The 12,127-nt window shown below is 50.4% G+C and carries 10 protein-coding genes; 1 reads left to right on the forward strand and 9 read right to left on the reverse strand.

Translation table 11 applies throughout. The annotated features are described in order from the left end of the window. Positions 1–101: 101 nt before the first annotated feature. The 6 genes from dapB to ribF form a co-directional block, all read right to left on the reverse strand. Positions 102–917 carry a 4-hydroxy-tetrahydrodipicolinate reductase gene (gene dapB / locus JK211_RS02030; RefSeq protein ID WP_212707008.1) on the reverse strand — a complete coding sequence of 272 codons (816 nt, stop codon included), beginning with the start codon at positions 915–917 and terminating at the stop codon, positions 102–104. 230 nt (positions 918–1,147) lie between these two features. Beyond that, positions 1,148–2,101, reverse strand: a complete 954-nt coding sequence (gene ispH / locus JK211_RS02035) for a 4-hydroxy-3-methylbut-2-enyl diphosphate reductase (protein WP_212707009.1) — start codon at positions 2,099–2,101, stop codon at positions 1,148–1,150. Next, positions 2,082–2,552: an FKBP-type peptidyl-prolyl cis-trans isomerase gene (gene fkpB, locus JK211_RS02040; RefSeq protein WP_212707010.1), complete on the reverse strand. Its 471-nt coding sequence runs from the start codon at positions 2,550–2,552 to the stop codon at positions 2,082–2,084. The genes ispH and fkpB overlap by 20 nt, the downstream gene beginning before the upstream one ends. A gap of 3 nt (positions 2,553–2,555) precedes the next feature. Then, positions 2,556–3,059, reverse strand: a complete 504-nt coding sequence (lspA, locus tag JK211_RS02045) for a signal peptidase II (RefSeq protein WP_212707011.1) — start codon at positions 3,057–3,059, stop codon at positions 2,556–2,558. After that, positions 3,059–5,875 (reverse strand): isoleucine--tRNA ligase, encoded by a 2,817-nt coding sequence (gene ileS / locus JK211_RS02050; protein ID WP_212707012.1) that lies wholly within the window; start codon positions 5,873–5,875, stop codon positions 3,059–3,061. The genes lspA and ileS overlap by 1 nt, the downstream gene beginning before the upstream one ends. A 27-nt stretch (positions 5,876–5,902) precedes the next feature. Continuing rightward, positions 5,903–6,841, reverse strand: a complete 939-nt coding sequence (gene ribF / locus JK211_RS02055; RefSeq protein WP_212707013.1) for a bifunctional riboflavin kinase/FAD synthetase — start codon at positions 6,839–6,841, stop codon at positions 5,903–5,905. 318 nt (positions 6,842–7,159) lie between these two features. Between ribF and rpsT the strand changes: the two genes are divergently transcribed. Then, positions 7,160–7,423: a 30S ribosomal protein S20 gene (gene rpsT / locus JK211_RS02060; protein ID WP_212707014.1), complete on the forward strand. Its 264-nt coding sequence runs from the start codon at positions 7,160–7,162 to the stop codon at positions 7,421–7,423. Positions 7,424–7,552: 129 nt separating this feature from the next. On the opposite strand, the gene nhaA is transcribed toward rpsT, so the two are convergent. The 3 genes from nhaA to dnaK form a co-directional block, all read right to left on the reverse strand. Beyond that, positions 7,553–8,719: a Na+/H+ antiporter NhaA gene (gene nhaA / locus JK211_RS02065; protein WP_212707015.1), complete on the reverse strand. Its 1,167-nt coding sequence runs from the start codon at positions 8,717–8,719 to the stop codon at positions 7,553–7,555. Between the two features lie 136 nt (positions 8,720–8,855). Next, positions 8,856–9,995, reverse strand: coding sequence for a molecular chaperone DnaJ (gene dnaJ, locus JK211_RS02070; protein WP_212707016.1), 1,140 nt, complete (start codon positions 9,993–9,995; stop codon positions 8,856–8,858). A 102-nt stretch (positions 9,996–10,097) separates the two neighbouring features. Next, positions 10,098–12,014 carry a molecular chaperone DnaK gene (gene dnaK / locus JK211_RS02075; protein ID WP_212707017.1) on the reverse strand — a complete coding sequence of 639 codons (1,917 nt, stop codon included), beginning with the start codon at positions 12,012–12,014 and terminating at the stop codon, positions 10,098–10,100. Positions 12,015–12,127: the final 113 nt, after the last annotated feature.

Consider the following 12,127-nt stretch of genomic DNA (forward strand, 5'->3'; position numbering starts at 1 on the left):
AAAACAAACAAAAACAATTATAAAAAAAATAAAGAGGAAGTAAAACAAACAACCTCTTTTACAATCAAATAGTTATCGACTGGAATTCACATCACAACACATTATAAATCATTCAAATAAAGCACATCACGCATATCATAAACACTATTTTCACGCTCAAAAACCCAGCCTGCCGCCTTAACTGCTCCCTTTGCAAAAGTCATCCGGCTGGAAGCTTTATGGGTGATTTCAACCCGCTCGCCTATATCAGCAAACATGGCTGTATGTTCACCGACAATATCGCCGGCACGTACCGTAGCAAAGCCGATAGCGTGTGGCTTGCGCTCTCCCGTATGGCCTTCACGGCTATACACCGCATGTTCTGATAAGTCCCAGTTCATCGCTTCAGCAATGGATTCCCCCATCGCTAATGCCGTACCGGAAGGTGCATCCACTTTATACCGGTGATGCGCTTCCGTGATCTCTATATCACTGTATTCACCCATGACTTTTGCTGCCTTTTCCAGCAGTTTAAGCACCAGGTTAACACCGACACTAAAGTTTGCGGCAAAAACAACCGGTATACTGATACCTGCCCTGCGGATAGCCTGCTTACCGGCCTCATCAAAGCCGGTGGTACCAATCACTATCGCTTTTTGATGAGTTTCACAAAATTTAAGGTACTCGAGGCTGGCTTCAGGACGGGTGAAGTCGATGAGCACATCAAAGTTATCCTTTACCGTCAGCAGGTTATCGGTAATCTGCACACCGGTCTTATGGATCCCCGCCAGTTCACCGGCATCACACCCCGTCAGCGAAGACCCGCGACGCACCACGACGGCACCCAGAGTCATATCTCCGGCCAGTGATACAGCCTCAATTAACTGGCGCCCCATTCTCCCGGAGGCTCCGACAATACCTATTCGGATATTTTTCATAACTATTCATTCCTGTGGGTGTGTATATCCTGCCAGCTCAGATTAACCAGCCACCAGAACAGTCACCAGTAAAATAAAAGCATCATTAAAATTTCAGGTTTGATCTGAGATATTATCAGTAAAATCAATGGGGGGTAAAAATTGTTATCCGCGGGAAAAGTCCGCAAGGGAAGCAATAGCCTGTACCATAAAAAGCCCGCAGTATATTGCATGCTGCGGGCTTCGGAGAATTACCGGACTTCTTTTACATCTACCCGTAACTCTTTAGGCACTTCGAAAACAATATTTTCTTCGCGGCCGATTAACTCGACTGCCGCTTCGCCACCAAACTCCCTCAGGCGGGTAATCACCTGCTGTACCAGGATATCAGGGGCCGATGCTCCGGCAGTCACGCCAACACAACTCACACCCTGCAGCCAGCTTTCACGAATATCCTCCGCAGAGTCAATCAACTGAGCATGCTTACCGGCTCTCCGGGCCAGTTCTGCCAGGCGATTAGAGTTTGACGAGTTTTTTGACCCTACCACCAGGATAACATCAGCACGCTCTGACAGATGGCGGACGGCTTCCTGGCGATTGGTGGTTGCATAGCAAATATCATCTTTCCTCGGACCGATGATTGCCGGGAAACGCTGACGCAGCGCATCAATAATCTCTGAAGTATCGTCAACCGACAATGTCGTCTGGGTCATAAAACTCAGATTCGATTCATCTTTAACATTGAGTCTGAAAACATCTTCAGGAGATTCGACAAGGTACATTCCCCCGGCAGGGTTACTGTACTGGCCCATTGTGCCTTCGACCTCAGGGTGGCCGGCATGACCAATCAATATAGCTTCAACACCTTTACGGCTGGCACGGGCGACTTCCATATGGACTTTGGTGACTAACGGACAGGTCGCATCAAATAACATCGTCAGTGAGCGTGCCCTGGCTTCAGCCCTCACTGCCTGAGACACACCGTGGGCAGAGAAAATCAGAATAGCACCATCCGGGACTTCGCTGATCTGTTCAATAAACACTGCCCCGCGGTCACGTAACCCCGCCACTACATAGCGGTTATGTACCACCTCATGGCGGACATAAATCGGGGCACCATACATCTCCAGCGCCCGCTCAACAATACTGATGGCACGGTCAACACCGGCACAAAAACCACGAGGGTTAGCGAGCAGAATTTGCATTTTCGGCCTCCTGTCGTGGATTAACTTCCAGCACTTCAACATTAAAGGTAATCATTTGCCCCGCCAGAGGGTGATTAAAGTCTACCGTGACAGAATCACCGGAAACATCACGGATCACGCCGGGCATTTCACTGCCATCCGGCGCGCTAAACAACATAATCGCCCCCTGTTCAGGCTCACCGGCCTCAGTAAAATCCCTGCGGGAGAAATACCGGATAAGATCCGGACTGGATACCCCGAACCCGTCTTCAGGTGCGAGAGTAAACTGCCGGGTTTCCCCGGCCGTCAGGCCGTGTAAGGCTGTCCCAAAGGCCGGTGAAAGACTGTCATCACCCAGCCGAAACAATGCCGGTTTACCATTAGCGCGTGTTGATTCGGCCAGGGTTCCATCTTCCAGGGTCAGAGTGAAATGGACCAGTAACGAACTATCATGCTGTACCGAGTTACTCATGCCTTACCCTTTATCCGCCTGTTTCGCTGCAGAAGGCAGAAACCCTTCCAGAATCACCAGTGCAGCTCCGATACAAATGGCGCAGTCTGCAAGATTAAAGGTTGCGAAATGCCAGTCTCCGACATAGAAGTCAATAAAATCGACAACAAAGCCGTGCCACATACGGTCCAGTAAGTTCCCCGCAGCACCGCCGATGATCATGGCATAGGCGATATTGGTCATTTTCTGGCTGGCACGGTTTCGGAACATCATCACCAGCAGCGCTATCACTATGGCCACCGCAATACCGGCAAAGAACCACCGTTGCCATCCCCCTTTGTCAGCGAGGAAGCTGAATGCAGCACCGTAGTTACGGGCGTAAAACAGATTCAGGGAAGGCATAAGTGCACGGCTTTCATGCAATTGCATATCAGCCATGACCCACTGTTTACTGACGAAGTCGACAACCATCACCAGTACCGTTACCCATATCCAGCGTAAGCCGGTAGAACTCAGAGATTTACTCATCAGGCAAACTTACGCTCTTCGCCGGCACCGGAGACATTGCTGTAACAACGGCCACAGATTTCAGCATGCTGCGGGTTCTTGCCAATGTCTTGCGTGTAGTGCCAGCAGCGCGGACATTTTTCGCCAGCCGCTTTTTGCAGGGTGATTTTCAGCCCTTTAAGCTGTTCACTGTGCACCGCTTCTGCCGGTGCAGACTGATAATCCTGAACCTGTACCTCTGAGGTCAGTAACACAAAACGCAGTTCGTCACCCAGTGCATTCAGCTTTTCTGCCAGCGAGTGATCAGCATACAGCACAACCGATGCTTCCAGCGCGCTGCCGATTTTTTTGTCAGCACGGGCCTGTTCAATCACTTTATTTACCTCACCGCGTACTTTCAGTAATTGCTCCCAGTAAGCATCATTCAGCGTTTCATTTTCTGGCAGATCAAACAGTCCCTGGTACCACTCACCGGTAAATACATACTGTTCACGTTGTCCTGCCAAGTGTCCCCAGATTTCGTCAGCCGTGAAGGACATGATCGGTGCCATCCAGCGAACCAGCGCTTCAGCAATATGCCAGAGTGCCGTCTGGCAGCTACGGCGTGCGATGCTGTCAGGTTTAGCCGTATACTGACGGTCTTTAATGATATCCAGATAGAACGAGCCCATTTCCACCGAGCAGAACTGCATCAGACGCTGTACAACTTCATGGAAATCATAACCTTCATATGACGCCAGGATATCCTGTTGTGCAGCCAGCGCACGGCTGACGGCCCAGCGATCCAGTACCACCATATCATCAGCAGCAACCAGGTCAGTTTGCGGGTTAAAACCGTTCAGGTTAGCCAGCAGGAAACGAGCGGTGTTACGGATACGACGGTATGCATCTGCAGAACGTTTCAGAATTTCGTCGGAAACCGCCATTTCACCAGAGTAGTCGGTTGACGCGACCCACAGACGTAAAATATCAGCACCCAGTTTGTTCATCACATCCTGCGGGCTGACCGTGTTACCAATCGACTTAGACATCTTACGGCCCTGACCATCAACGGTGAAACCATGGGTCAGTACCTGACGGTAAGGTGCTTTGCTTTTAATTGCGGTGGAAATCATCAGTGATGACATAAACCAGCCACGGTGCTGGTCAGAACCTTCCAGATAAATATCGGCACTGTGTCCGCCAAACTCAGGACGAACATCCACTACTGAGCAACTGGTAGAACCGGAGTCGAACCATACATCCAGAGTATCAGGAACTTTACTGTAGTGTTCTGCATCCGCACCCAGTAACTCTTTGCTATCCAGATCCCACCATGCCTGAATCCCATCCTGTTCAACACGCAGCGCGACCTGTTCCATCAGTTGCAGTGTGTCAGGGTGCAGCTCTTCCGTCTGATTATGGACAAACAGAGCCATTGGCACTCCCCAGGTACGCTGACGTGAAATACACCAGTCAGGGCGGTTAGCCACCATTGACTCAATACGTGCCTGGCCCCAGTCGGGGATCCACTGAACGTCTTTGATTTCTTTCAGCGACTGGGCGCGCAGTCCTTTTTGATCCATGCTGATAAACCACTGCGGGGTCGCGCGGAAGATGATCGGCGTTTTATGACGCCAGCAGTGCGGGTAGCTGTGATGCAGCTTTTCAACGTGCAGCAGTGCACCTTTGTCACGCAGCAACTCAACAATCAGGTCGTTAGCTTTAAATACGTTGACCCCGTCCAGCCCCGGATAGGTTCCCGGAAGGTAGCAGCCGTCCGGTCCTACCGGGTTCGCTACCTCAATACCGTATTTCTGGCCAATAACATAGTCCTCAGGACCATGACCCGGCGCCGTATGTACCGCTCCGGTACCGGCATCCAGCGTGACGTGATCACCCAGTAATACCGGGACATCAAAACCAAGGAACGGATGACGGAAACGCAATAACTCCAGCGCATCACCACGGCATTCACCCAGTACTGTCCATTCGGAAATACCGGCACGCTGCAGAACACTTTCCGTTAAATCTTTAGCCAGAATCAGGACATGCCCTTCGGCCTGCACCAGTTGATATTCAAACTCAGGGTTGACGGAGATGGCACGGTTAGAAGGCATCGTCCACGGGGTGGTGGTCCAGATAACCAGTGACACCGGTGCCTCAGGCACACTGACAGAAAATGCGGCAGCAACCGCTGCGCTATCCACCGCATTAAACATGACATCGATAGATGGAGAGGTCTTGTCGTAATATTCGACTTCTGCTTCGGCCAGTGCCGAACGACACTCTGTACACCAGTGTACCGGCTTTGCTCCTTTGTGCAGATGTCCGTTACCGATGATCCGTCCCAGTGCACGGATAATATTTGCTTCGGTATTGAAATCCATCGTCAGGTAAGGACGGTCCCAGTCGCCGAGCACGCCCAGCCGGATAAAGTCTTTTTTCTGTCCTTCGATTTGCTCTGCAGCATATTTGCGACAGGCAGCACGAAACTCCGCCGGAGTGACTTTCTCACCCGGTTTACCAATCATTTGTTCAACTTTATGTTCGATAGGTAATCCGTGGCAGTCCCAGCCAGGCACATAAGGCGCATCGAAGCCAGACAGACCTTTAGATTTAATAATAATATCTTTCAGAATCTTGTTAACTGAGTGACCGATATGAATGCTGCCGTTAGCGTAAGGAGGGCCATCGTGCAGAATAAATGTTTTTTTACCTTTTTTTGCTGCACGGATCGCACTGTACAGATTATCGTCGGTCCATCGCTGCAACATTGCAGGTTCCCGTTTGGCTAAATCGCCACGCATCGGGAACCCGGTTTCAGGTAAGTTCAGGGTAGCTTTATAGTCACTCATCAGATTCTCGGTTCCATATTTCGGCCATTATGCCGTTGTTTTTAGCCCAAAAAATTCGCGGGCCGTCACCACATCTTTGGCAATTTGCGCTTTCAGTTGATCAAGCGATGCAAATCGTTGCTCATTACGTATTTTATGCCGCAATACCACAGAGATATGGCGGCCATATAAATTGATATTTACATCCAGTAAATTAACTTCCAGCTGCTGACGCATCCCTTTTACCGTCGGCCGGGTACCAATATTTGCTACCCCGTAGAAAGACTGTTCAGATATTCCCTGAACTTCTACAGCATAAACTCCTGTTACCGGTGATACGGTCCGTCGCAGCGGTATGTTCGCGGTAGGAAAGCCCAGAGTCCTTCCCAGGGCATCACCGTGGATAACCCGTCCGCTAATCGCATAAGGCCGCCCCAGCAGATGTTCAGCCGTCAGAAAGTCATCGGCCGCCAGAGCTTCACGCACTTTAGTACTGCTGACCCGCTCTCCCTGGTGACAGAATGTCCGGGTATTCACCACATCGAAATGATAGCGGCGCGCCGCCTCCTGTAATAACAGGAAATTCCCTTCCCGGCCAGCGCCGAAACAGAAATCATCACCGACCGTCAGGAACCTGACATCCAGCTTTTCCGCCAGAATATCGCGGATGAAATCATCCGCTGTCAGGGCCGAAAATGCGCCGTCGAAACGTACACAAACAACCGTATCGACCCCGGCCTGTTCCAGATATTTTATTTTTTCACGCAGCCGTGTCAGTCTGGCAGGCACCTGCCCGCGGCAAAAAAACTCCTGAGGCTGTGGCTCGAACAGCATGACCACCACCGGCAGATTACGTTGCCGTCCTTCCTCACAAAGTTGCTTCAGCAGCGCCTGATGCCCGCGATGCACACCGTCAAAATTACCAATAGTCAAAACGCAGCCACCATGCTGCTTTGTGAGATTATGTAAACCGCGGATAAACTTCATGGCCGACTCAACTCGCTGGAAATCGCCGGATTATACCCTTTACGGCGTACAAATTTAACCCGTCAGTGAAGCCTTTCGTCGCTTCTTTACTGCTTTTCATCGTGTTTATTCAGGGCCGGGTAAATTCCCTGCAATTTTGTTGTGAAAAGCTGTATTCATAATCAGGAAGCTGGTAGAATCTTGCGCCATCAATTACGTAACCGGGTGTTGTTTTTTAAACGACGCTTATTTGCACAAATCCATTGACAAAAGAAGGCGCAAAAGGCATAGTCCTCGGCCTTTGATTTGTCCATATAGAACATATTTGGGAGTTGGACCTTGGCTAATATCAAATCAGCTAAGAAACGCGCTGTAACATCTGAGAAACGTCGCAAGCACAACGCAAGCCGTCGCTCAATGCTGCGTACTTTCATCAAAAAAGTATACGCTGCAATCGCTACTGGCGATAAAACAGCTGCGCAGAACGCATTTAACGAAATGCAACCAATCGTGGACCGTCAGGCTGCTAAAGGTCTGATCCACAAAAACAAAGCTGCACGTCATAAAGCTAACCTGACTGCACAGATCAACAAACTGGCTTAATCGTCAGCGCGTTGTCGCTTTGAAAAGAACCGGCTCAGGCCGGTTTTTTTATGTCCGCTGATCCTCTGAAAAAAATGCCAGCCCCCCGATGACAGAGTGCTGACATTCCCCGCAGCGGTGCTGACGGCCTTATCTTTGATGCGTAAAACGCCGGCGCAACAGTACATATCCCGCCACCGCAGACAGTACCGAACCACACAGGATCCCCAGCTTCGCCTCATTAATCAGCCGCGTACCGTCCTGACCAAAAGCCAGTGATGCAATAAATATCGACATCGTAAAGCCGATACCACAGAGGATGCCAATAGCAGCAATGTCTTTAATTCCGGTATTTTCCGGTAGCCTGGTCATGCCCAGCCGTGAGCTTATCCAGCATATCAGCGTAATTCCCAGCGGTTTGCCCAACAGTAAACCGGCGATAATACCCAGTGGCAGGGAGGAGATCACATCCTGCATGCTGAGGTTATTCATCACCACGCCGGCATTAGCAAAAGCAAATAACGGCAGGATCAGCCAGCGAACCCAGGGATGCAGGCTGTGTGCCAGTTTCAGGGCTGCAGAGTGCTTCCCCTGCCCTTTAACCGGCATCATCAGGCCCAGTATCACACCGGCAATGGTTGCATGAACACCGGAAGAGAGCACCGCATACCAGAGTGCCACACCGGCCAGCAGGTACAGACTCCGGTAACGCAGCCCGACCCTGTTCATCAGCGCCAGTACTGCCATCACAATAGCCGCTCCCCCTAAAGCAAACCATGACACCTGTCCGCTGTAGAACAGGGCAATAATAATAATTGCCCCGAGATCATCAATCACCGCCAGCGCCATCAGAAAGACTTTAAGTACCGGTGGCACCCGGTTACCGAGCAGCGCCAGAATCCCTAATGCAAAAGCAATATCAGTTGCAGTAGGTATCGCCCAGCCCTGACGAATTTCAGCTAAGCCACCGTTAAATAACAGGAAGATAGCCGCAGGGGCAATCATTCCGCCAATCGCTGCCAGCAGCGGAAATACGGCCTGCTGACGCGTGGCAAGCGCCCCGCTGACCAGCTCCTGTTTAACTTCCAGCCCGACCAGCAGGAAAAATAGTGCCATCAGGGCATCATTTATCCAGAACAGGGTATTCGGAGAGTGCCCGTCGATACTGACGCCAGTCAGCGGCGTAAACTGTAAAAACTGCTGATAGCCCTCAGCACTCCAGCCCATATTAGCCAGAATCAGTGCCAGGCCAGCAGCAACAATTAATACTACGCCTCCGGCTGCTTCACTCCTGAAGATCTTTATCGCTAATGACATCAGAGGATATCCTTTTAATTTGTCACAGGGTTACCGACTGATGATCTCAGTAATTGCTGGTTTTAACAAATATTGCCGGCGAAAGAGCAAAAAAAAACCAGCACCGCAAGGCACTGGTTTTTTCTTCAGCAGGGCACTAACGGGTCAGATCGTCAAAAAACTTCTTCACACCATCAAAGAACGTTTTTGAACGGGGACTGTTATCCTCGCCTGATGGCCCGCCCAGTGTGTCGCCCAGTTCACTGAGTAACGCTTTTTGTTTATCATTCAGATTCACCGGGGTTTCTACCACCACGCGACACAACAGGTCACCAATAGCGCCACCACGGACTGATTTCACGCCCTTGCCACGCACACGGAACAATTTATCAGTTTGCGTACCGGCAGGGACTTTCAGTTTTACCCGTCCGTCAAGGGTAGGTACTTCAATCTCCCCCCCCAGGGCCGCCAGAGTGAAGTTAATCGGAACTTCACAATACAGGTTATTCTCTTCACGCTCGAAGATAGGGTGTTTTTTCACCGAGACCTGTACATAAAGATCACCGGCCGGAGCACCCTGCTCACCCGCTTCACCTTCACCACTCAGGCGAATTCGGTCACCGGTATCCACACCGGCAGGAATTTTCACTGACAGTGTTTTAGTGGTTTCGACACGCCCGTGACCGTGACAGGCGTTACATGGATCTTTAATCACGGAACCACGTCCCTGACAGGTCGGACAGGGTTGCTGAACCGTAAAGAAGCCCTGTCGCATCTGTACCTGGCCTGCACCATGGCAGGTCGAACAGGTTTGTGGTTTTGAGCCGGCTTTAGCGCCGCTGCCATGGCAGGTATCACATTCCTGCAGGGTAGGAATACGAATTTCTTTGCTTACACCACGGACCGCTTCTTCCAGCGTCAGCTCCATGTTGTAACGCAGGTCGGAACCACGGGCTGCACGCTGGCGACGACCGCCACCGAAAATATCACCGAAAACATCACCGAAGATATCACCGAAATCCGCACCGCCGCCAAAGCCGCCGCCGAATCCGCCACCGCCCATACCGCCTTGTTCAAAAGCTGCATGACCGTACTGATCGTAAGCGGCACGCTTTTGATCATCGGTCAGAATTTCATAGGCTTCTTTGACTTCTTTAAACTGCTCTTCAGCCTTGGTATCGCCTGGGTTACGGTCAGGGTGATATTTCATTGCCAGCCGTTTATAGGCCTTTTTGATTTCACGCTCATCCGCTGTTTTGGATACGCCTAAAACCTCGTAGTAATCACTCTTCGCCATTTTTTATTGCCTTTAACATGATCGCACGGGCGTGGATATTCTCCTACGCCCGTGCTGGTTAGCAACGACAGCTTAGCTGCCGCTTAGCCCGGTCATGGGCAATTACTTTTTGTCTTTAACTTCTTCGAATTCAGCATCGACAACATCGTCATCTTTCTGAGCTGAAGCATCAGCACCTGCACCGGCTGCACCGTTTGCCTGAGCACTCTGCTGTGCCAGTTCCATCAGTTTCCCGGAGACTTCAACCAGGGCCTGAATTTTAGCGTCAATATCTGCTTTATCTTCTGATTTCAGCGCAGTTTCCAGTGCTGTCAGTGCAGATTCGATTGGCGCTTTATCTTCAGCAGATAACTTATCACCGGCTTCTTCTAACTGCTTACGGGTGCTGTGAACAACCTGGTCACCCTGGTTACGTGCCTGAACCAGCTCTTCGAATTTACGGTCAGATTCTGCATTTTGCTCAGCATCACGGACCATTTTTTCGACTTCTTCTTCGTTCAGACCGGAAGAAGCTTTAATGGTGATCTTCTGCTCTTTACCACTGTTTTTGTCTTTTGCAGACACATGCAGGATACCATCCGCATCGATGTCGAAAGTGACTTCGATCTGTGGCATACCCCGTGGCGCAGCCTGAATACCGTCCAGGTTAAACTGACCCAGTGACTTGTTATCAGAAGAACGTTTACGCTCACCCTGCAGTACATGGATAGTTACCGCAGACTGGTTGTCTTCTGCTGTAGAGAACACCTGGCTGTGTTTGGTCGGGATAGTAGTATTTTTGCTGATCAGGCTGGTCATTACACCACCCATCGTTTCGATACCCAGTGACAGCGGAGTCACATCCAGCAGCAATACGTCTTTCACATCACCCGCCAGTACACCCCCCTGAACTGCCGCACCGACAGCTACAGCTTCGTCCGGGTTAACGTCTTTACGTGGTTCTTTACCAAAGAAATCTTTAACTTTGCTCTGAACCAGTGGCATACGGGTCTGACCACCCACCAGGATAACATCATTGATATCAGACACTGACAGACCGGCATCTTTCAGAGCAACTTTCAGTGGCTCGATAGAGCGTGCAACCAGATCTTCAACCAGTGCTTCCAGTTTCGCACGGGTTACTTTGATGTTCAGGTGCTTAGGACCAGTCGCATCTGCAGTCACGTACGGCAGGTTAACGTCAGTCTGCTGGGCAGAAGACAGTTCAATTTTCGCTTTCTCTGCCGCTTCTTTCAGACGCTGCATTGCCAGCGGGTCGTTACGCAGGTCAATACCCTGCTCTTTCTTGAATTCGTCAACCAGATAGTTAATCAGGCGGCTATCGAAGTCTTCACCACCGAGGTGAGTATCACCATTGGTTGCCAGAACTTCGAAGGTTTTTTCACCATCAACTTCATCGATTTCGATAATTGAGATATCGAAAGTACCACCACCCAGGTCGTATACCGCGATAGTACGGTTACCCTGGCCTTTATCCATACCGTAAGCCAGTGCTGCGGCAGTTGGTTCGTTGATGATACGTTTTACTTCCAGACCTGCGATACGGCCAGCATCTTTAGTCGCCTGACGCTGTGCATCGTTAAAGTAAGCAGGAACGGTGATCACAGCTTCGGTTACCGGCTCACCCAGGTAATCTTCGGCAGTCTTCTTCATTTTCTTCAGCACTTCTGCAGAAATCTGCGGAGGTGCCATTTTCTGGCCTTTCACGTCCAGCCATGCATCACCGTTATCAGAACCGATGATTTTGTATGGCATGATTTTCAGGTCACGCTGTACTTCTTCGTCCTGAAAACGACGACCAATCAGACGCTTAATAGCAAATAAAGTGTTTTGCGGGTTAGTCACGGCCTGGCGTTTAGCAGGCTGGCCTACCAGAGTCTCACCATCCTGAGTGTAAGCGATGATGGAAGGAGTGGTACGATCACCCTCAGCGTTTTCCAGAACGCGTGCTTTACCACCGTCCATAATTGCTACGCATGAATTGGTTGTACCCAGGTCAATACCAATAATTTTACCCATCTCTACACATCTCCCACGTAAATTCTGTTGTCGTTCGGATATGAACCATAAATGCGGTCGCTTGTGATTATTTCAAGTGCCGGATTACAAATTTTTTTGATTCACAACTCGCT

Origin of the sequence: Tatumella sp. JGM130 (genome assembly GCF_018257525.1) — a bacterium.
Classification (GTDB): Bacteria; Pseudomonadota; Gammaproteobacteria; order Enterobacterales; family Enterobacteriaceae; genus Tatumella; species Tatumella punctata.